This window comes from Amycolatopsis sp. NPDC031561 (assembly GCF_055580625.1).
Genome location: NZ_JBVILA010000031.1, coordinates 42217 through 60931, shown reverse-complemented (window position 1 = coordinate 60931; position 18715 = coordinate 42217). Strand labels below are relative to the sequence as shown.

Here is an 18715-nt window from a genome sequence, read left to right as displayed (position 1 = left end):
GGTGTTGTGCCTGGTGGTGGTGTTCGGCAACCCGTTCGTTTGCGTACCTGTCGCATCGAGATCAGGAGTCGGCATCGCGCCGGCGGCGGGCGGTTGTCGCCGGCTGGTCTCGGACCGCGCGGAGGATCGCGACACGTTCGGCGGGGGTGGCGTTGTTCAAGGTGATCTCAAGTTCGCGCCTGCGGCTTTCGGCGCGAATCCTGGCCAGGATGCAGCGGGTGACCGCGGTGATCCCGGTGGCGGCGACAGGGCTGGCCAGCAGCCAACTCCACATGCGTTGTTCCTCCGACGTACCTGAGTGTTGGGCATCCCGGCCGGGAGGGCTCGAGCTGTGTCACAACGTTTACGCAGCTCAGAACGTCTTCGTGATGATCTTTTATACGAGTTTGTGCCCGGTTAAAGATCTTTTGCCCGTTTTCCGTGAGGTGGCGCCCTGCTTGGTTCACTCTCTCGTGGGCGGTGTTTTTACAGCGGTTTATAGTGCGTGCCAACTTGTTGTGACCTGCGCTACGCCTGGGGAGGACGTCGTGGGGGCTTGGAGCCAACCGGAGCTGCCCGATGGGCCGCTGCGGGACCTAAACCGTGAACTGCATCGGCTGCACGCCCGTTCCGGGTATCGCAGCAGCTACCGGATCGCCGCGTGGCTGTCCGCGCGCGCGGAGCGGGATTCTGATGTCCTCGATGGCTGGAAAAGCCCGTCGCACACCTCGGTGCACAAGGCCTTGATCCGGCCGGTGCTGCCGAACCGCAGGATCACGATCGACATCGTCGAAGCGCTCATCGCCCTGGGCAAGCTGCCCGACGGCCGCGCCGTCCTCGACCGCGTCGAAGAACTCTGGGCCGCTGCCTTCGACGTCCTCGACACCGTCCCGCCCCCGCTGGCCGGCCCGGTTCCCGAACCGACAGCGGCCGCCGTCCGAGCCCGGCGGCGCCGGAGCGAGCGGCCAATGCCCGCTCCACTGAGAGCGATCCCGAAGAGCTGGGAACGCAAATACGACTCCTCGCCCGCCGTCTCGGCCCACGCGACTGCGACGCAGGATCGGCGCAAGGACCAGCGTGAGGCCCAGGACGAGGCTGCCGAAGAGAGGCGGTGGCCGCAGATCGAGCCCATCGAGTCGGTCTCGCTGGCGCCTCAAATTCACGAGGCACCTGACGACCAGGACCCGCGACAGCGCGAATGGGACGAACTCACTCGGCTGCTCCACGAAGCCCGGCAGGGTCAGGACCAGCCAGCCCCGGGGGAAGCACCGAGAACACGCCTTTATGCCCAGCCCGTGCTTTGGAAGCCGCACGCGGGACCGGGCAAGCAGATGACCGTGGCGGAGCTGATCGGCAAGATCAACCGGGAACGGATCCAATTCACCGGTATGCCCGCGGTCGAGACCGCATCATGGCTCATCCAGCCCGCTGCCGGCGAGCCGCCGCTGACCCTGTTCATCGACAAGGAGATGCACCTGCTCGAACCCGGCACCGAGATCGACCGTTTCGGGCTCGGACGGGGAAACCTCACTTACGCCGCCGGGACACCGTTTCCCGAGCGTTCCCTTCCTCCCCACTGGCGGGAACGCGACTACTGCCTCTACCGGGTCGAAGAGCTGATCGACGTCCTTACCGGCCGCGCCATCCCCTGGTTCGGCCAGCCGGGCGGCGGACGGATGTACTTGCTTCCGCGCACGATCAACACCCTGCTCAACTCCGGACGCCTGAGCGAAATCCGCTCCGTCGGCGACCCTTACTACTCACCACTACGCGACCGCCGGGCCAGCGCCCTCGGCGATCTATAGCGGGAATCCCTCCGGGTCATTCCTTCGGCCGCGCTCGCGACCCAGCGCTTTGAGGAAGTCGTCCTCGTCGGGAGTGGGGACACGAGCGAGCATGCCGTCGCCTACTAGCCGGCGTTATTGGTGGGGATGTCGTCATAGGCCATGGCCTCGTCCGCGAATGCGGGCTTGATCGCGGACGCGATCAGGGTGAATGCCTCGGTGAGGGCCAGGTGCGCGTGGGCACCGAGTCGCCCGGTCAGGTGCGGGGTGTCGCCGTGTAGCCGTAGCGGCCGCCCGTCGAGGTCGACGGTGACGGCCTCGCCCGTCGGCAGCGCAACCCGCACGGTGGCGGAGTCCACGACCGGCTCGGACAGGTCCAGCGCGGTCCCCGCCGCACGGTCGGTGTGGGCGACCAGTTGCTCGACAGTGTTCTCTGCGACCAGGGCCTGATGGGCGGCGTCGGTGATCACGCGGCCGCGGTAGGCGAGGTCGTCCATCCCTCCCAGCCGATCGGTGCTCGTGCCGCCTTCGGTGTCGGCGAGCAGTTCGCCGACCCGGGTCAGCGCGATCATCGCGTGCCACGCGGCGATCGCCAGCGGTTCCGGGCTCTCCGTGAGCATCGCGGGGCTTAGCCGGGAGGAGGCCAGGTCGGCGATCGCGGCGACAGTGTCGGCCCGCAGCGGCTCGTAGCGGGGCCGGGTGATCTCGGCGCCCCGCGCGGCCGGATCGACGTTCTGCGACCGCAGGTCCGCATACACGGTGTCGCGGGAAACATCGGCCAGCCGGGCCAGCTCCTGAATGTTGCGGGTGCCGGTGTGCCATGCCAGCGCCAGCAGACGCGCCCGAACCGGCGGGAGCTGATCGCGGGTCCGGGCCCAGGCCCGCAGCGCGTCCAGCGCCGAGACCTTCGCCGCGTCCGGATCGTACTCGCTGAAGTTACCCATACGACCACGTTATGTCGAGTCGCTCGACATGTCGAGCGACTCGACACTCTTCACCTGGTTGGCGGCAGCTTGGAGACACTGCTACCGATATCTTGGGTTATCGGTAGTTCCGGATAATGTCCTATTATCCGGAACAAGACGTCTCCGGCCGGAAAGCGACCTGGGCGGACACCGCGCGCCGCGCGGAGTGAACCGACGTGTTATCCGGAACAAGGAGTGCGATGGGGACCGTGACCGCGATCCGGACCGCCGAGTCCGCCCCGGCGGGCTCTGCCGCGATCGCCGCGTGGGCCGCGCACCTGCCCACCGTGCGCGGCCGGTCCGGCTACCTCACCGCGCCGAACACGATCAAGGCCTACCTCTCCGCCGCGGCCGCCGTCGTCGACCCGGCCGCGCCGGTCGCCGAGCTCGACACCGAGCCAGGCGCCGCCGCGCTGCGGACCGCGGTCACCGTCCGGTGGGGGAGCGCGGCGCCGGCGACGTTCAACGCCAAGCGCGCCGCGATCGCCGCCTTCACCGGCTTCTGCCGCGACCGCGGCTGGCTCACCGGCGACCCGCTCGCCGGGCTCACCCGCACCCCGCAACCGAAACCCGTCCCGCGGGCCCGGCCGCGCGCCGAGATCGACCGGCTCCTGCGCGACACCAGCCACCCGCTGCGCGACCGGGTCCTGTGGGCACTGCTCTACGAGACCACCGCCCGCGCCGAAGAAATCCTCGCGCTCAACGTCGAAGACCTCGACCTGCGCAACTCCCGCGCCGGCGTCATCCGCAAGGGCAGCGCGCCGGACATCGTCACCTGGGACCGCGGCGGCCTCGCCGCCCGCCTGCTCGCCCGCTACCTCGGCACCCGCACCCGCGGCCCGCTCTTCCTCACCGTCCGCGCGGCGAAAGGCTCCGCGAAGGGCATCGTCCGGCCCGTAGACCTCGATCCGGATACCGGCCGCGGCCGCTACGGCTATGACGCCGCGCTTAAGGCCCTGAAGAAGGCCACCGGTGGCTGGACACCGCACGACCTGCGGCACTCCGGGCTGACGCACAACGCCGAAGACGGCCAGGACATCACACACCTCATGGTGAAATCCGGGCATCAGGACATCCGCAGCGTCGCCCGCTACGCCCGACCCTCCGCCGACGCCGCCCAACGCACCGCCGAAGAAGCCCGCGCCCGCAACACCGGGCGGGCACGCTAGAGCGTCACCTGGCTACTTCGTGCTCCTCAACCTGATCTGTGCTGCTTTATCCGGCGAATCAAGAACAACCGGTACGGGCACCAGCTGTGCCCACATCTGCTCCGCATCGTCTGGCAGTTCGACGGTCCATCCGACCGGCCACGATGAACCTTCGAAATCCGGCCTGGTGAAGTCGACTCGGACGCGCGTACCAGCAGCTGCAGGCAATGCCTCGAAGGTCGTTTTGTCGAACGAGGTGTCGCTGGTGAAGGTCGCCTTGTTGAACCGGGCGTCGCTGGTGAAGGTCGCCTTGTCGAACCAGGTGCTGCTGGTGAAGGTCGCCTTGTTGAACCAGGCGTCGCTGGTGAAGGTCGCCTTGTTGAACCGGGCGTCGCTGGTGAAGGTCGCCTTGTCGAACGAGGCGTCGCCGGTGAAGGTCGCCTTGTCGAACGAGGCGTCGCCGGTGAAGGTCGCCCTGTTGAACCAGGCGTCGCTGATGAAGGTCGCCTTGTCGAACCAGGTGCTGCTGGTGAAGATCGCCCTGTTGAACCAGGCGTAGCCGGTGAAGGTCGCCCTGTCGAACCAGGCGTCGCTGATGAAGGTCGCCTTGTCGAACGAGGCGTTGTCGATGAAGGTCGTCTTGCCGAACGAGGCGTAGCCGGTGAAGGTCGCCTTGTCGAACGAGGCGTCGCCGGTGAAGGTCGTCTCGTCGAACGAGGCGTTGTCGATGAAGGTCGTCTCGTCGAACGAGGCCACGTTGATCTGGCAGGTAGCAAGGTTAAAGTCGATGAGTGTGGCGCCGGTGAGGTCGAGGTTGATGCTCTTCCAGAAGGTTTTCGCGGGATGTTTTGGGGTGCTGCCTGGCCTTAGGTGCGTGACGAGGATGCGCTGAGCTGTGAGGCGTACTTCCCGTTCCTGCCGGGCGTCATCGTCGAGCTCGGCCACCGTCGCTGATTCGGGCGGCGCCCCACCTGCGGCGCGATGCCGGGAGGCCCCCTTACTGCGAGCCAAGGGACGGTGGATCCCGGGCCGGTTCCGGGGGCGGGGTGCACCGGGGAGCTGGAATGGGGCGCGCAGGTAGGCGCAGATCACGTCGACAACGACCTGGCGGTGTTCAGGGTTGTCCTGGGCGACGCGCTCGAGCGCGTACAGCCCGCCATGTCGGACCGCCGGTTTGTCGGAGCCGAGCTGCTCGACGGCCTTCACATACAGCTCGGTGAGCCGCCGCTCAGCGTTGTCGTGCTCGGTGGACCACTGCCGGCGCCCGGTGAGCACCAGCGCCACCACGCCGCCAGTGCCGGCCCCGACCGTGAGCCCGACCTTGATCAGCTCGATCCTGTTCTTCGCGTCGCTGCCCGAGTCGATGAACAGCAGCAGCGTGGTCACGGCCGCGGCCGCGATCAGCGCGACCGGAACGACGATGACGACGATCGCCCACCACCACGTGCCCCCACGGCCCCGCCATCGGCGTCGCGCCCACACGGTCTTCGACTTACTCATCCACTTCACGACTCGTAATCGTGCGAAGAGCCAGCAACCGCTACGACGCCGCCTGGCACCGCCGAAGAAGGCCACGCCCTCCATGTCGGACGAGCGCGATGGCGCGTCGCACTGGCGGTGCATCGTGCTCTCTTGCAGGTGTCGTCGGTGAAGGTCAACTTCTCGTGCGCTGCGGTGAACATCGCGGCGATCGAGTACGGCACTCCGCCATGTATCTCATTCCAGCCGGGTTCCTCGACCTGCTGCCCGCCGGCGCGACCGGGGTCAAGGTCACCGAACCGAGCTGGACCGACGGCGACCTCACGATCGTGGTCCGCGACCTGATCGGGCTCCGCCTGCGGAACGGTGGCCTGCAGTTGGTGCTGCCCTACTGCAAGGAACCCGAGCTCGATCAGGAAACGGCCGACATCCTGCTCTTCATCCTCGAGCAGGTGGCGAAGAGCGTTCTGCCGGGCGCGACCCCGGTCTTGTGGGACACGCGCCGCGGCAAGTCGTTCCGGCTGAGCGCTCGTACCAACCGGCGCCACCTTGCGGTCGCGGCGAGCGGCCTGGCGGCGAAGTACCTGCGCGAGTGGGACCTGGCCGCGTGACTCACGGCCCGGTACCCCAAATTCGGGGTACCGGGCTCCTTCCGGCCAGCTGGTGATCTAGGCGTCGAGGAACACGACCCGTCAGCCGCCGCCGGCGCATGACCTACCGCACCGCCGAGCGGCACCTCGGTGCCGCGACCGGTGGCTGGGACCTGCACGACCTGCGCCACTCTCGACTCACCCACGCCGGAGAAGACGGCGCGACAGAAGCCGACCTGATGAACCTCTCCGGCCACGAAGACCGCCGTACCCTCCAGCGATATTTGAAGCCCAGCAAGGAAGGTACCCACCGCCGTCTCGACGAACTCGACCACCAGCGCGGCGCGTGGACCCCCAGCGCCGACGAGCTCAGCGCCCGAATGCTGTTCGGCAGGGCGAATAGTCGAAACGGCGGCCTACCGCCTGAGCGGAGGCCACCGTTTCGTTGACTCCTAACCTACGTGGTGACGGGCGATGTCCGGGCGCGCTCAGCGGCGAGCTCGGCGAGGATCCGTTCGCGCAATTCGCGAACGACTTCGCGCCGGATTCGGTCTTCATCGGTATTGCCGAGATGGAGTTCCTCCTTCTCGGCAAGCGCGTCGAGGGCCCGGTGGACCGGGCCGGACGTCAGGGCCTCGCCCTGGCGCTGTGCAAGCAACATCCGGTAGGTCCGCACGTGCTCGTCGGCGACCTGCCGGACGTTGCCGGGGTTGTCGCCGATGATGTTGCTGGTGAGGGCTTCGACGATGGCTCGAAGGACCGGTTCGCTCAGCTGCGAGGGCAGCTTCGCTCCCTTGATCCACCCGGCCAGGGTGCTGTGCCCCGGGGGCGACGGGACACGCCTTTCCACGGCCTTCAGCAGCGTTCGAGTGCTCAGCGTCGAGTGGTCCAGCAGGAGCCGCAGGTGGGCGAGGAACGCCTCTTCCGTGTCGATCGTTTGCAGCGGCGAGGTCATCACCTCCTGCGGCGTCCCCGTCCCGGCTATCCAGAGGAACCAAGGTGTGCTCGGAAGCCGTTCGCCCCGGGCGGTCCCGACGGCCTGGCTCGCGGCGTTGAACCGGCTCCAGACCTCGCGCCGCACGTGCTGCGACGCTTTGGTCATGTCGAGTACGGCCTGATAGACCTCGCGAGCGAACAAGGTCGTCACCTTCGGATCCGACGCTCGGCGCAGCAGGTCCGGCCGGTCGGTGAAGTCCAGCGTCACCTCGCCGGTCAGCAGCCGCCACTCGTGATTGGCCGGATCGAGCGCGGCCAGTACACGGTGCAGTTCGCTCACGCGGCTCTCCGCCGCAGACCATGCCGTGGAGCGCTGGCCTTTGAGGGCCTTGACCGTCTCCGCAATGGACGTGGACTTCCCTGCGCCTGTCCCGTGCGACACCAGGACCCGGTTCCCGGGGGCGACGTGGCGGCTGAACTGCCGCTTGAACGTCTCCTGAACGACCGCGACCAGCTCCGGGGACGTGAGGATCGAGGCCATCTCACTCACGAGGTCGCGCTCCCGTCGAGAAGGCGCAGCCGCGGTACCGGGACACCACGAACCAGGGCCAGCAGCAGCACGACCACGCTGGCCGAGAGCAGCAGCTGGTCGCTGAGCTGTTGAAGCACGATCACGCTGGCGACGCCGGTCGTGAAGGTCGCGGTCTCCAGCGCGGTGAGCGCGCCGCAGCTCCGTTTCGGCCGCCGCAGCGGCCCGATGTAGATCATCTTTTTTACCTCGGGATTCGTTTCCTTGACGTTGACGGCTGGGTCACTCCCGGGCGTGCGGCAGCGAGGCAATTGGCGTTGCGTCGCTACCTCCGGGGTCACTCTCAGTCAAGAGAATCACACCAGCGTGATTCCGCCACGTCATTCCGTGGACGGATTTGTCCAGGTCCTTCATTTCCCCAGGTGATCCGCCCTCGATGTGACTTGAGTCTCACTGCTTAGTGCGCCGAGGGAGAGGCTCTGACCTGGGAACCTCGACCAGTCGGGCCAGCTTGGCAAGTTGAGCGCTGTGCGAAAGTGTGCAGAAACATCGATCAACTCTGATATTTCCCGCCAAAAAAGGAGGATAGTTTCGGCATGCTTCTTGACCCTGGCAAGAGGTTTAAGGAACTCGCTACCTGCAAAGATCGCATCTGATCTGCCTGCAGCCACCATGCGAGAAACTAGTTTTCTCGGGTCGCTTTCCTAGTTTGACGGCTGGGTCGACACGAGAGGCCGGGTAGCGCGACGTCGATATCCCTGTTGGCGCAGGGCGACGTCGCCAGCCCGGCCACCTTTCTTTCCACGACATTCGAGATGAAGCCGCAACGGCCGAACTGCACGAACGCGGCTTTCGGAACGCTCCCGGTCGAGACGGGCAGTCTCGACCGATGGCTGGGGCCGCGACGGCCCGGCCGCTACGTCGCGGCCCAATCGCTGATCAATCGAAGCCGACGATTCGCACATCGTCCATTGCTCGGGGAACGTCGTGCTGAGATGGATGCGGCCGCGGTTCGCTCAGCGGGAAAGGGTGCTTCGAAGTAGGCGGCTCGCTCCCGCTGGCGTAGCCGGTAGCGAGGTGAAGGAGCCTCAACTGGGTGTCCAGTGGCAGGTCCGAAATGCAGGCGTGGTCGAGGAAGGTGAGCATCTGGATTCCGTCGGTCGACAGGAGCCCAGCCTCGTCGCTGTTGGTCTCGGCCGCGAGCGCTTCAAGTGAGGCGACACCAGCTCGGCCCCGAGCCGTCCGGACGGCGCTGCGCAGGACAGCCGTCTCCGCCGCGTTCGGAGGGCGGCGTTCGTCGTGGAGCCGCCGGAGGATCACGGCCACGGCTGGAACCTGTGCGGGCAGCGACTGGCGACCAGCGTAGAACGCGATCATCCGTGATGTCGTCAGTTCCTCCGCCGCTACGAGGGGGATGGCAGGGGCCGGGGCGCCGTCGACCACCTCGAGGCTGGCAAGGGCCTCGGCGCGACGTGCGCTGGCCTGGCGTATCCGCTCCAGGGGATCGCGCCGCCGTGCCGCGGCGACAGCCCTGACTTCCGCTCGAGCTTGACGCCCTCGCGTACTGAACCGACGGTATTCGTGCGCTCCCTGCTCGGCGGCGAATCTGCTCCGCTGGTTCCAGAAGTGCTGCGGGCTGATGCCCGGCCGCGGCGGCGTCTGGACGTCAGTCATCGCCGCATCCGCTGCGTCGCTGTACCAGAAAGCCAGACGAGTACGCAAAAACTCGAACAAGGACTCTTTCGCGCCGAGAGGCTTCTGTTTGGTGTGGTTTGGTTGCTGGTTCAGCGCACACAGCAGCGCACTTGGGCAATACCCGGCGTCGTACCAGAAATCAAGAAGCCGGTCTATCTTGTCGATCTCTTTCGGCCCGGGGTTCTTCGCTGCCCAGCCCAAGTGCTCAACCAACAGCCCCGTTGACTTGGCGCGCTCCTCCTCCGTCTCCGGGATAACGGTCACAGCCCACGAACCCGGTTTGACCTTCATCGCCCAACCCACAGCCAGGCTCCCTCCACGCGTCCTAGCCCGCTAGGTTAAGGACAAACTCGGCGGCGCACATGGCACGCCACGCCGGGTACTGACTTTCCCGCGGATGATGTGACCTCGACAGACACGATCTCGGAGACGCTCCCCGGCGCGGAGGGAGCTCTTCATTCCTTCTCCGTGGCAGGGAACAGCCGAAACGGTGGGCCTGAACACAGGCCCACCGTTTCGCTGCACCCGGAGGCTACGTGGTGACAGGCGACGTTCGGGTGCGATCGGCGGCCAGCTCGGCGTGGATCTGCTCGCGCAGCTCGCGAACGACCTCGCGCCGGAGCCGGTCTTCGTCGGTGTCGCCGAGGTGGAGTTCCTCCTTCTCGGCGAGCAGATCGAGGGCGCGGTGGACCGGGCCGGACACCAGGGCCTTGCCTTGGCGATGCGCGAGCAGCATCCGATAGGTCCGCACGTGCTCGTCAACGACCTGCCGGAGGTTGCCGGAGTTGTCGCCGATGATGTTGCCGGCCGGGCAATCAGGCCGAGATGGCCGTATCCAGCAGTGCACCAAGCTCGCGGTCCAGGTGTTCCTCCAACATTGCGACGCGTCGCAGGGCGGCCGGGTCGCAGGCGTCTCCGTGGCGCTGTTTCGACGTGCCGCACGCACCGCAGGTCTCGAGATCGTTGTCGAACACGCGATCAGCCTACGTACTGGCTCCGACAGGAATTTCGCCTTATCCCGTCGACGGGGTCGCCGACGACTAGCGCGGTAATCCTGGCGTGGAGCCGGGCAGGGTGAGGCGGTAGTCGACGCTGTCACCGTTGCCGCGGTGGCCCAGCAGACGGTCTTCGCGCATCAACGCGTTGAAACAGTCCATCAGCGCGCACGCGGTGAAGGTGTCGTAGACGAGGGTGGCGTTCTCCTCGTCGGCGGCCAGGTCGCGGTTGAACACGTTCGTGACGTGGACGCGGTAGAACTCGGGCAGCTCGATGTTCAGCAGCACGCCGTCGGCGTCGGCTGCGGCCGCGAGCGCGCCGGTGACGACGGACTTCACCATGCTCCTCCGCACCGCGTCGGGCAGGCCTTCCAGGAACTGCTCGGGTGTCACGAACCGAGCGTCGGGTGCGGCGTGCACGGCCGGATCCCAAGGGGTTCGCGAGGTCGGCAGCGCGCTGACGTTGTTCATGATGTCTCCATCGGCTGGTCGAGGTCGGGGTGGAAAGCGAGCGCGAGCCGGTCGATCAGGCCGTGTTCGGTCTCGCCGGACAGCAGCGCGAGCTGTTGCAGCAAGGTGAACGCGGTCGAGACGAGACTGCCGGTCAGGTAGTCCGGCGAATCCGCGGGGAAGCGCTCCCGGGCATCGACGATGTACTCGCTGACGGCGGCCGCTCCCGCTTCGGTCCAGAGATCCGCGTCGACACAGCTCCGGAGGATCGCAAGGGTCGACAGCTGAGCGTCCCCGTAGGGATCTTCGTGCGTCACGAACAGCAGCGTCGCAGAACAGGCGGCGACACGATCGAGCCACTTCACGCCTGCCGAGAGGACTTCGGGGCTGGGCATCGTCTCGGGAACGCACGAGGGCCCCGGCCGTGGATCCGGCGGGGGCCCTCGGGGAACGGGGTCAGATCTCCTTGGCGTGCATGAAACAGCCGCACGAGAGGAAGAGCGCGACAGGGGTTACGGCCATCCACCAGGTTCCCCAGCCCAGGACGAGGGCGAGGCCGGCGGCCACAAGGAACAGCAGGCCCATGCCGATCATGGTTGCCCGTTCGTCGGAGCGGGCCTTCAAGACCTCCTCGACCTCGGCGCGCTTCCGGCGTCGTTCGAGTGTGTCTTCGTAGTCGAGCAGCTGGGTGGTCTGGTGGGTGATACGGGTCCGCAGACGGCGATAGGTGTCGGAGTTCGGATCAAGGGAGTCGAGCAGCTTCGTGTCCTGGTTGATCTTCTCGCGCAACGTCTTCAGGTTCGGCACGTACGACTCGGCGGTGATGATTCCTCCCACAGGCAAGCGGATTCGGCCGGCAGCGGGATGTTCAACGGTTGCCCGCGAGGCGAGGTTCCCGTGAGGCCGGAACTGGGCGGCCGCAGGCAATGGACCGGTCAGCCCATCACGACCAGGCGACGAAGTTCTAGAAAAATCTAGCCGTTCAACCCTTCTTTTAACCCGTTCATGCTACTTTTTAAGTATGAAGACAATGTTGCAGCACTTGCGGGAGACCGCAGACCTCGGCCAGCGCGAACTCGCCTCACTCGCGAAAGTCAGCCAGGAGACCATCAGCCAGCTGGAGACCGGGAAGTCGGCGCGGCCCAGGCTGGACACGCTGACCAAGCTGCGCGATGCGCTCGAGCTTGACGATCTGCGTCCGGAAAGCCTGCTCGACTCCAGCCCACTGCACACCGACCTGGACCTCGCGGCGGCGGAAGCCACCCTGATCACGCTGGTGAAGGTGCTGCCCGCCTACCGCGAGGACAGCGCGCGCCGGTCGGAGTTCTGGTGGAAGCTCTCGAAGCACCTGGGCTACGGGGACCTGTATCCGGCCACGCACACCAGCGGTCATCTGGAGTCGGCCATCACCGGCAGCTATTCCAATGCCGCGACCGATCTCGCCGAGTACGTGCTGATGTTCTTCGACCCGGACGACGACGAAACGATCGGGATCCTGGCGGAGTACTCCGGGATCGGGCCGAAGCGGCAGGTGGCCCGGCGCTGGTGCCGGGATGTCACCGACGCGGCCTGGGTCCTGCACCGTGCCGCGATGACCTCCTACCCGCAGCAGGTCGGCGAGCTCTACAGCGAGGCCGGTGAGACCACCGACCCCGCCCGGATCCGGGAACTGTGCGGCAGCGTCTACGCCATCGTCCGCGCCCGCGCCTACCCCCGCGCCTCCGCCGCGGACCAGATCAACGCGCTGGTGTCCGATCCCTCGACCGAGGAAGTCCACTACCGGATCGGCAAGACCGCCGGGCTTGAGGTTCAGGAGACCGCGGTCAAGTTCCGGACCGCCTGGCCCGGCCTGGTCGCCAACCCTGACCTCGACCATGACGTGGCCGCGCGGCTTCTCGACGCCGTGCTCGACCGGCTCGGCGACCCCCACGCCACCCTCGCCGGCCGCGCGCTGCTCGGCCTGGCCGAGCGACCGGACCTGCCGCGCCCGCTGCTGCAGCGCATCAGCGACACCATCGACGTTGACCGCGACCAGCGCCCGGAGATCGACGGCGGCTGGGTCGTCGCCTCCCTGCTGGCGATCCGCAGAACCCTGCACGAGCTCGACAACGCCGACGAGGCGGACACCGACGATGTCGTCTCCCGTCCGGTCCTGCACGTCGTCACCGATGAGGAGGCACAGCCCACCGCGTGGTGGCAGCGCTTCCTCAACCGCGGCCGCTAGCGCGACAGCCCGCGACAGTGCCCTGAACGCACGAAAGCCCCCAGCCGATGTCGGCTGGGGGCTTTCGTGGAGGTGTTCGTCAGTCGCCGTTCCACAGGACGAGGTGGTTGGCCTCGCCGCCGATGTCGATGGCGGCGTCGTGATCGGGGTCCCGGAGGGCTTTGCGGTTGCTTTCGGGGACAAGGTGCACTTTTCCGGCGAGGGAGAGGCGTTTGAGGTGTTCGTCCTGGGCGCCGCGGCTCAGGCCTCGCTGGTCGAGGCGGGGCCTGAGGTCGACCAGGGCGACCCAGTCCCGGGGGCCGCGCGCGAGGTCGTTGATCTGCTCGCGCAGGTAGTTCTCCCACCGGTCGTCAACGGACATGCTGGTCATCCCTTCTCAAAGCGGCAGGTGCCGTGGGCCATGCGGTGTTTGATCAGATCGGGAAGGTCGCGCCAGTCGACACCGACGGCGCCGAGCCATAACGCCTGCTCGCGTTTGCCGAGGGTGACGTCGTAGTGCCAGGTTTCGGCGGCGAAGCTGCCCGGCGGGGCGGGGATCGGTCTCGACACGGAGCGGACGCGCGGGTCCTGGAACCAGCGCCGTGGCAGCCCGAGCTGAGCGGCGAAGTCGTGGAGTTCGGGCTCGGTGTCGGCGATCAGGTGCGACCAGCGGCCCGCTCGGCCGCCGGCCACCGCGGGAACGGTGAAGTCGTCCACGTAGACCGTCATTCGCTCTCCGCGCGGGCCTGGCACGGCGTGCTCGGCGCCGGTTGATGTACCTGCCGGTAGGCAGCCGCGCTGGCCTGGATCCGCCGGGCCAGCTCCTGCAACTCGAGGATCGCGAAGGCGGCCTTCCCGTCGAAGGTGCTGAACAACGTGGCCGCGCGGTCGTTGACCGCCGCCGCGACCCGGGAGTCCTCGAACGCCAGGAACTCGCCGTCCTCACTCTCCAGCCCCTCGACCGGCGGGTGCGCGAGATCGTCGTAGGCGCTCACCGGACACACCGTTTCAGCATGTCCCCGAGCGCCGTCTTCTCCGCGGTGGTGATCGTGAGGCTGTAGTAGTGCTTCACGGTGATCCAGTCCGTGGCGTAGGTGCACCAGAAGGAGACGAGCGGCGGCTTCCACTGGTCCGGCGCCTTGTCGCTCTTCTCCTGGTTGACGTTGTCGGTGACGGCGAACAGCTGCGGCCGCGTCAGGTCGTTCGCGAACTGGCGGCGCTTCTCGTCTGTCCAGGACTTCGCGCCGCTGACCCAGCTCTGGGCGAGCGGGACCATGTGGTCGATGTCGACGTCTGTCGGGCTCGTCCAGGTGTCGCCGTCGTAGATGCTGGTCCAGCTGCCGGAGGTCGGGGCGCAGTCGGAACCGGCCTTGACGTCCTTGCCGTCGCGCTTGAGCACGAACTCGCGCGTGTTGCAGTTGTTCCCCTGGTTGTCCCAGTGCGGGTACTTCTTGCGGTCGTAGCCGTCCATCGAACCGCGCGGCGCGACGACGAGCTCGTCCAGCTGCTGCCCGGCATCAATCGGGACGACAGCCGAAGCAGGGGCGGGCTCGGCGCCGGTGGCCGACGGCAGACCGCAGGCGGTGGTGATCGCCGCGACGACGGCGGCGATCGTGGCGAGGCGCTTCACGCGGCACCTCCCGTGGCGCGGGCGCGCACCACGGCGACGAGGGCGTCGACCTGGCGGGGCGGGGGAGTGTGAGTGTCGACGACGTCGTGGGCCTGCTCGTCGAGCACGTCGGTCGCCGCGGCATCGAGCGCCAGGTGGCCCCAGCGGCCGCGGTAGTGCGTGCCGAGCCGGGCGATCACCCGGTCGACCAGATTCGGGTCGGCGTCGTGCGCCACGACATCGCCGTGTCCGTTGTGGATGGTGGTGGGCATGTAGATGTCCTCGAAATTGGTTGGCGGGCAAACGAAAGAAACCGGGGCCGACCTCGTGGTGAGGTCAGCCCCGGTGGCGTAACCGGGTGGTTCAGCGCTGGGTGTGGGGAGTGAACAGCCGCCGCTGCCGCGTCTCGCTCACCTCAAGTTCTCGGGCAGTTCGTGCTGGTTGGCGATCCAGTACTCGATCACCTGGTCCAGTGGCACGTTCTCGTTGAGCTGGTGGGAGTAGTGGGCGGCGAGGTCGCTCTGTACCTCGGTCTTGGTGGTGTGGCCGTCGTTGAGCGCATGCTCGAGGTCGTTCACGATCCGCTCGACGAGATCGGTGGGGATGGCGAAGCGTTCGGCGATGGTGGCAGCACTTGGTGATGTGCTCACTGATGACCTCACTCCGTTGGTCGGTGAAGGGGCGGACGTTCAGCGCTGGGTGAGCAGGGTGGCGATGTCGCGGGTCTGGGCGGCGACGGCGTCGGTCAGGATCCGGCGGTGGTCGAACGCCAGCTGATCACCCGCGAGTACCTCGTGGACCGGTCGCCAGGCCGACACGGGGTGATCGTGGGCGTGCAGCCCGAGCTGGGCGCGGGCGACGTCAAGGGAGAACACCTCGCCGAACCTCGCGGCGTTCTTCCGGCACAGCGTCGTCTTGCCGCTGCCCGAGCACGCGATGAGCAACCGGAAGGTGGTCACCAGCCGACACCGTCCGGGAGCGGGACCGGTTTCCATCCGCTGGGCCAGGGCGCGTCGCGGACCATGTCGTGGGTGCGGGTGCAGCGCCGCTGCGCCTCGGCGCGCGCGGCCGCGGTGTCCGGCTCGACGTCGAAGGCGGTGCCGTCGCCGTCGCAGGAGGCGGTGAACTCGACATCCGACGTGGCGGGCCGGGAACCGGTCCCACCGGCGGCGGGTGGTTCGCAGGACGAGGCCGGTGCGACGGCGAGGACGCCGGCGAGAACGAGAGCGTGGATGGTGGCCATGGACTTCTCCAGTCGGTCGGCATGGGAAACGGGGCTGGGGCCGGAACCAGTGGTTCCGGCCCCAGCGGGGCGTAGCGTCAGGCAGGGCGGTCAGGTGACCGGGAGACCTTGGTGGTCAGGGGCGAGTGCCCGATGTGGCGCTATGGGCGTAGGCCTGTTCGGCCTCCCGCAGCGAGGCACCGTTCTGGGTCGCCTCGTAGATCTGGTGGGCCTGGTCCGGGTCGCTGTATCCGGGATTGCACTCCGAGCAGCGGTCGACCATGCGGACACGGGCACAGGCGGGATGCAATGGAACGCTCCTTCAGGGAGTTGGGCGCTAGCTGAACGGGATGCCGGTGATCACCGGCGGCACCTGCGCGTCGATCGCGGTGTCCTGCCGGTTCTCCAGTCGTTCCGCGACGAGGTCCAGGACGCGGTCGAGCACCATGTGCAGCAGGTAGAGCACGACGGGCGGGGCCAGGCGCAGCGCCAGCCGCGTCCCCACCTCGTCGAACCCTGCCGGGTCGTTGGCCGTCCAGGCCGCGGCGACGTCCGGGACGACCGGCGCGACCAGCAGCGCGGCCAGCGCGAGATGGGCCACCGCGGTGACGCGGGACAGAGCGCGGCCGTCGCGGTCGAGCTGGAACCGCACGTACGGGTCCAGTGCCTCGAGGTGGTGAGTCCGGCCGAGGTCGCCGTAGATCGCGTCCCGCCCGACCCGGATGACCATCAGCAGCAGCACGACGATCAGCGCGCCGGTGAGCAGGTGCTGGGGACTGCGGCCGGTGGCGGCGGGCCACAGCATCGTGTCGGGCTGGGCGACGACGACCAGGTAGAAGACGGCCAATGCCGCGCCCACCAGGATCAGCTCGGCGAGCGCCTGCGCGGTGTGCAGCCAGCGCCGGTAGTGGGTGTTGAACCGCAGCGGCGACTCCGGCGGCCGGGTCCTCGGGTCGGGCCCATCGGTGAGCTCACGCATGCGAAACCCTTTCCAGGTAAGGCGAAACGGGATGGCGGGGCAGGTCCCGGGGACGGGCCGGGGCCTCGGTGCCGGGCGGGTCGTCGGGGGCGGCGGCGATCGCGGCCCGATAGCACTGGCGGGCGATCAGCGCCGCGACGAGGGCGAGGACGAACACCGCGACAGCGGCGATGAACGTCACCGCGGCGATCACGCCCACGGCTCGGTCACCGCCGGGGCGGTGTAGAGGTCGCCGAACGCGGCCGCGGTGGCCGGGTCGAGCGGGGCGTCGGGGGCGATCTCGTTGTCCAGCCAGGGATCCCCGTCGGGCAGGCAGGGCAGCCTGGTGTCGTACTCGTTCCCGGCGGCGTCCCGGATCCGCGCGGTGCCCGCTTCCGTTCCCGATCCGCGCATCTGGATGTGGTTGGTGCCCGACAGCATGCGCCAGAGGGCTTTCTGCCCGGCCACGTCGGTGTCGCCGCCGGTGTGGAGCACGGGCAGGAGCGCGATGTTGAGCTTGCGGGCCCGGCGCGCGATCTGCGCCCACCGGTGCGGATAAGCACCGACGACGTGTTCGGCGTCCTCGATGACGGCCAGCACGATCGGCAGTTCCGTCCCGGCCAGCGTCGCCAGCCCACGGGCGGCGGCGATCTTCACGCGGTACTCGACCGCGGTCCGCAACGCCGTGACGGCCCGGTCGGGGGAGTCGAGCACCGGGATGGACGCGAGACGGGCGAGCGGCGGATTCGACGCGCCACCGCGGGTGTCGGTGTAGAGGGTGGTGACCGCCACGGCGTCGCTGGCGCGGGCGGTGGCGGCCAGGGCGAGCGCGGCGTTGCTGCGGCCGCTGTGGCGGGGGCCGGTGATCACACCGCCGGAGACGTGGACATCGTCGGTGAGGTCGAACCAGGCGGGTCCGGCGCCGTCGAGCCGGGTGCCGAGGCCGAGGTTCCCGGCGTGGTCCCAGGCCAGGGCCGGGGTGGCGGCGGGTGTGGTGATCATGGTGGTCACGAGCGGGTGCCTTTCTGCGAGGTGGACGGTTCACGGAAGGTCAGGCGGCGCCGATGCCGTCGGCGGCTTCGTGCTCGGCGGCGTTCTCCCCGTCCGGGCGACGGAAGACCGCGAGAGCGAGGCGCCGGGCGAGCTGGGTGCCGAGGCCGAGGTCGATCGCGTGGTCGATCAGGGCGTTGAGCCGCAGGGCCAGGACCCAGCCGGGCTGGTCGTCGGCGGGGGAGGCCATGCGGTTCAGGACGGCCCGCAGGTAGGACGGCTGCTCCAGTACGGGCAGCAACCCGAGGACACGAGGCCGGTCGTAGGCGCGGGCGTGAGCCAGATCGGCCAGCAGTGCGGCGAAGCGGGCGTCGTCGACGTCTTCGGCGGCGCGGGTCAGGCGCGCGCGTTCCTCGGTGGCGTCGGCGAGTTCGGCGAGCAGTTGCGAGTCCTCGAGGTCGTTGTCGCTGCGGATCATCGCGGTCACCAGCCCGTCGACGAGGTCTGCGAGGTCGAGGCAGCGGAGGCTCGTGCCGGAGGTGAGCGGGGTGAGCGTGCCGGTCATGCACGGTCCTTCCAGGTCAGCGCTTCAGCTAGGCGTGCGAGGTGTGCGAGGCTTATCTGGCCTCGCAATTCGTGCGTGGAGGTGTGGAGCTACAGGTCGCGGGTGCTGCCGAGGAGCTTGCGGGCGAGGCGGATCCTCGTACCGGTTCCCTTGCAGCGGCGGCATGTGCGCCAGTGCTCACCGGAGGAGTCGAAGTGCTTGCCGCCGTCGCAGCTGCCGCAGGCGGTGTAGGGGTAGCACCAGCAGTAGGCCAGGTAGAACAAGGCCAGCGCGGCGAAGAACAACAGGGGCTTCATGGGCGGGGCCTTCCCGAAACGGTGACGGCCCCCGCCGGGAGGGGCGGGGGCCGTCGCGTCGAGCGGAGTGCGGTCAGGAGACGGAGACGTCGCACCCGCCGCCGGCGTCCGCGATGGACGTGGTGTCGGGCGCCGGGCAGGAGTCCCCGGCGTCCAGGCCCCCGCCGTCGCCGACCGGGGTGCCGTTGCCGGGGTGGATGGGCGCGGCGGCGGACGGTAGGGCGGTTCGGCTCGGGCGGTCGTTGCCGAGGCGTGCTGGCTGTCGACGGTTCATCAGCGAACTCCTTTATCGGGGTTGGGCGGGACGGATGGGCGCCGGGCG

Annotated in this window: 31 protein-coding genes; 5 read left to right on the top strand and 26 right to left on the bottom strand. The window is 68.2% G+C overall.

The window, feature by feature from the left end; genetic code table 11:
* Nucleotides 1-61 precede the first annotated feature (61 nt).
* Nucleotides 62-274 (bottom strand): hypothetical protein, encoded by a 213-nt coding sequence (locus tag ACZ5IK_RS39565; RefSeq protein ID WP_465492374.1) that lies wholly within the window; start codon nucleotides 272-274, stop codon nucleotides 62-64.
* Nucleotides 275-527: 253 nt separating this feature from the next.
* Here ACZ5IK_RS39565 and ACZ5IK_RS39560 point away from each other — a divergent pair, with 253 nt between their 5' ends.
* Nucleotides 528-1784, top strand: a complete 1257-nt coding sequence (locus tag ACZ5IK_RS39560) for a TNT domain-containing protein (protein WP_465492373.1) — start codon at nucleotides 528-530, stop codon at nucleotides 1782-1784.
* A 104-nt stretch (nucleotides 1785-1888) separates the two neighbouring features.
* Here the strand turns inward: ACZ5IK_RS39560 and ACZ5IK_RS39555 are convergent, their stop codons facing one another.
* A complete protein-coding gene (locus ACZ5IK_RS39555; RefSeq protein WP_465492372.1) occupies nucleotides 1889-2707 on the bottom strand; it encodes a hypothetical protein in 819 nt (272 codons plus the stop codon).
* A 221-nt stretch (nucleotides 2708-2928) separates the two neighbouring features.
* Between ACZ5IK_RS39555 and ACZ5IK_RS39550 the strand changes: the two genes are divergently transcribed.
* Nucleotides 2929-3897: a tyrosine-type recombinase/integrase gene (locus tag ACZ5IK_RS39550; protein WP_465492371.1), complete on the top strand. Its 969-nt coding sequence runs from the start codon at nucleotides 2929-2931 to the stop codon at nucleotides 3895-3897.
* A 12-nt stretch (nucleotides 3898-3909) separates the two neighbouring features.
* On the opposite strand, the gene ACZ5IK_RS39545 is transcribed toward ACZ5IK_RS39550, so the two are convergent.
* The gene (locus ACZ5IK_RS39545) at nucleotides 3910-5451 is read right to left on the bottom strand and encodes a pentapeptide repeat-containing protein (protein WP_465492370.1); all 1542 of its coding nucleotides are present in this window, start codon (nucleotides 5449-5451) and stop codon (nucleotides 3910-3912) included.
* 134 nt (nucleotides 5452-5585) lie between these two features.
* Here ACZ5IK_RS39545 and ACZ5IK_RS39540 point away from each other — a divergent pair, with 134 nt between their 5' ends.
* Nucleotides 5586-5966 (top strand): hypothetical protein, encoded by a 381-nt coding sequence (locus tag ACZ5IK_RS39540; RefSeq protein ID WP_465492369.1) that lies wholly within the window; start codon nucleotides 5586-5588, stop codon nucleotides 5964-5966.
* Between the two features lie 98 nt (nucleotides 5967-6064).
* Nucleotides 6065-6394: a hypothetical protein gene (locus ACZ5IK_RS39535; RefSeq protein WP_465492368.1), complete on the top strand. Its 330-nt coding sequence runs from the start codon at nucleotides 6065-6067 to the stop codon at nucleotides 6392-6394.
* A gap of 8 nt (nucleotides 6395-6402) precedes the next feature.
* Here the strand turns inward: ACZ5IK_RS39535 and ACZ5IK_RS39530 are convergent, their stop codons facing one another.
* From ACZ5IK_RS39530 to ACZ5IK_RS39495, 8 genes are all read right to left on the bottom strand, one after another.
* Nucleotides 6403-7431, bottom strand: coding sequence for a hypothetical protein (locus tag ACZ5IK_RS39530; protein WP_465492367.1), 1029 nt, complete (start codon nucleotides 7429-7431; stop codon nucleotides 6403-6405).
* Nucleotides 7428-7649: a hypothetical protein gene (locus tag ACZ5IK_RS39525; protein WP_465492366.1), complete on the bottom strand. Its 222-nt coding sequence runs from the start codon at nucleotides 7647-7649 to the stop codon at nucleotides 7428-7430. The genes ACZ5IK_RS39530 and ACZ5IK_RS39525 overlap by 4 nt, the downstream gene beginning before the upstream one ends.
* A 700-nt stretch (nucleotides 7650-8349) precedes the next feature.
* Nucleotides 8350-9396, bottom strand: coding sequence for a hypothetical protein (locus ACZ5IK_RS39520; RefSeq protein WP_465492365.1), 1047 nt, complete (start codon nucleotides 9394-9396; stop codon nucleotides 8350-8352).
* A 241-nt stretch (nucleotides 9397-9637) separates the two neighbouring features.
* Complete coding sequence (locus ACZ5IK_RS39515) at nucleotides 9638-9856, bottom strand: hypothetical protein (RefSeq protein WP_465492364.1); 219 nt, start codon at nucleotides 9854-9856, stop codon at nucleotides 9638-9640.
* Nucleotides 9857-9920: 64 nt separating this feature from the next.
* The gene (locus ACZ5IK_RS39510; protein ID WP_465492363.1) at nucleotides 9921-10079 is read right to left on the bottom strand and encodes a hypothetical protein; all 159 of its coding nucleotides are present in this window, start codon (nucleotides 10077-10079) and stop codon (nucleotides 9921-9923) included.
* Nucleotides 10080-10145: 66 nt separating this feature from the next.
* Nucleotides 10146-10571: a hypothetical protein gene (locus tag ACZ5IK_RS39505; protein WP_465492362.1), complete on the bottom strand. Its 426-nt coding sequence runs from the start codon at nucleotides 10569-10571 to the stop codon at nucleotides 10146-10148.
* Nucleotides 10568-10945 carry a hypothetical protein gene (locus ACZ5IK_RS39500; RefSeq protein ID WP_465492361.1) on the bottom strand — a complete coding sequence of 126 codons (378 nt, stop codon included), beginning with the start codon at nucleotides 10943-10945 and terminating at the stop codon, nucleotides 10568-10570. The genes ACZ5IK_RS39505 and ACZ5IK_RS39500 overlap by 4 nt, the downstream gene beginning before the upstream one ends.
* 61 nt (nucleotides 10946-11006) lie before the next feature.
* Nucleotides 11007-11387, bottom strand: coding sequence for a hypothetical protein (locus ACZ5IK_RS39495; protein ID WP_465492360.1), 381 nt, complete (start codon nucleotides 11385-11387; stop codon nucleotides 11007-11009).
* 184 nt (nucleotides 11388-11571) lie between these two features.
* Between ACZ5IK_RS39495 and ACZ5IK_RS39490 the strand changes: the two genes are divergently transcribed.
* Nucleotides 11572-12774 carry a helix-turn-helix transcriptional regulator gene (locus ACZ5IK_RS39490; protein ID WP_465492359.1) on the top strand — a complete coding sequence of 401 codons (1203 nt, stop codon included), beginning with the start codon at nucleotides 11572-11574 and terminating at the stop codon, nucleotides 12772-12774.
* A 79-nt stretch (nucleotides 12775-12853) separates the two neighbouring features.
* On the opposite strand, the gene ACZ5IK_RS39485 is transcribed toward ACZ5IK_RS39490, so the two are convergent.
* The 15 genes from ACZ5IK_RS39485 to ACZ5IK_RS39415 form a co-directional block, all read right to left on the bottom strand.
* Nucleotides 12854-13135, bottom strand: coding sequence for a hypothetical protein (locus ACZ5IK_RS39485; RefSeq protein ID WP_465492358.1), 282 nt, complete (start codon nucleotides 13133-13135; stop codon nucleotides 12854-12856).
* 5 nt (nucleotides 13136-13140) lie between these two features.
* Nucleotides 13141-13482, bottom strand: a complete 342-nt coding sequence (locus ACZ5IK_RS39480) for a DUF4031 domain-containing protein (protein WP_465492357.1) — start codon at nucleotides 13480-13482, stop codon at nucleotides 13141-13143.
* Nucleotides 13479-13748 carry a hypothetical protein gene (locus ACZ5IK_RS39475; protein ID WP_465492356.1) on the bottom strand — a complete coding sequence of 90 codons (270 nt, stop codon included), beginning with the start codon at nucleotides 13746-13748 and terminating at the stop codon, nucleotides 13479-13481. Before ACZ5IK_RS39475 ends, ACZ5IK_RS39480 begins: the two co-directional genes overlap by 4 nt.
* The gene (locus tag ACZ5IK_RS39470; protein WP_465492404.1) at nucleotides 13745-14326 is read right to left on the bottom strand and encodes an HNH endonuclease family protein; all 582 of its coding nucleotides are present in this window, start codon (nucleotides 14324-14326) and stop codon (nucleotides 13745-13747) included. Before ACZ5IK_RS39470 ends, ACZ5IK_RS39475 begins: the two co-directional genes overlap by 4 nt.
* 53 nt (nucleotides 14327-14379) lie before the next feature.
* On the bottom strand, nucleotides 14380-14634 hold the full coding sequence (locus ACZ5IK_RS39465) for a hypothetical protein (RefSeq protein ID WP_465492355.1): 255 nt from the start codon (nucleotides 14632-14634) through the stop codon (nucleotides 14380-14382).
* Between the two features lie 138 nt (nucleotides 14635-14772).
* On the bottom strand, nucleotides 14773-15012 hold the full coding sequence (locus tag ACZ5IK_RS39460) for a hypothetical protein (protein ID WP_465492354.1): 240 nt from the start codon (nucleotides 15010-15012) through the stop codon (nucleotides 14773-14775).
* A gap of 39 nt (nucleotides 15013-15051) precedes the next feature.
* Complete coding sequence (locus tag ACZ5IK_RS39455; protein ID WP_465492353.1) at nucleotides 15052-15321, bottom strand: hypothetical protein; 270 nt, start codon at nucleotides 15319-15321, stop codon at nucleotides 15052-15054.
* Nucleotides 15318-15605: a hypothetical protein gene (locus tag ACZ5IK_RS39450; protein WP_465492352.1), complete on the bottom strand. Its 288-nt coding sequence runs from the start codon at nucleotides 15603-15605 to the stop codon at nucleotides 15318-15320. Before ACZ5IK_RS39450 ends, ACZ5IK_RS39455 begins: the two co-directional genes overlap by 4 nt.
* Nucleotides 15606-15720: 115 nt before the next feature.
* Nucleotides 15721-15894 (bottom strand): hypothetical protein, encoded by a 174-nt coding sequence (locus ACZ5IK_RS39445; RefSeq protein ID WP_465492351.1) that lies wholly within the window; start codon nucleotides 15892-15894, stop codon nucleotides 15721-15723.
* A gap of 27 nt (nucleotides 15895-15921) precedes the next feature.
* Complete coding sequence (locus ACZ5IK_RS39440) at nucleotides 15922-16563, bottom strand: hypothetical protein (protein WP_465492350.1); 642 nt, start codon at nucleotides 16561-16563, stop codon at nucleotides 15922-15924.
* Nucleotides 16556-16762, bottom strand: coding sequence for a hypothetical protein (locus tag ACZ5IK_RS39435; RefSeq protein WP_465492349.1), 207 nt, complete (start codon nucleotides 16760-16762; stop codon nucleotides 16556-16558). Before ACZ5IK_RS39435 ends, ACZ5IK_RS39440 begins: the two co-directional genes overlap by 8 nt.
* Entirely contained in the window at nucleotides 16753-17553 is an 801-nt protein-coding gene (locus tag ACZ5IK_RS39430) for a hypothetical protein (RefSeq protein ID WP_465492348.1), read from the bottom strand. Before ACZ5IK_RS39430 ends, ACZ5IK_RS39435 begins: the two co-directional genes overlap by 10 nt.
* A 40-nt stretch (nucleotides 17554-17593) precedes the next feature.
* The gene (locus tag ACZ5IK_RS39425) at nucleotides 17594-18097 is read right to left on the bottom strand and encodes a hypothetical protein (protein ID WP_465492347.1); all 504 of its coding nucleotides are present in this window, start codon (nucleotides 18095-18097) and stop codon (nucleotides 17594-17596) included.
* Between the two features lie 89 nt (nucleotides 18098-18186).
* Nucleotides 18187-18393: a hypothetical protein gene (locus ACZ5IK_RS39420; protein ID WP_465492346.1), complete on the bottom strand. Its 207-nt coding sequence runs from the start codon at nucleotides 18391-18393 to the stop codon at nucleotides 18187-18189.
* A gap of 73 nt (nucleotides 18394-18466) precedes the next feature.
* Nucleotides 18467-18667 carry a hypothetical protein gene (locus ACZ5IK_RS39415; RefSeq protein WP_465492345.1) on the bottom strand — a complete coding sequence of 67 codons (201 nt, stop codon included), beginning with the start codon at nucleotides 18665-18667 and terminating at the stop codon, nucleotides 18467-18469.
* Nucleotides 18668-18715 lie beyond the last annotated feature (48 nt).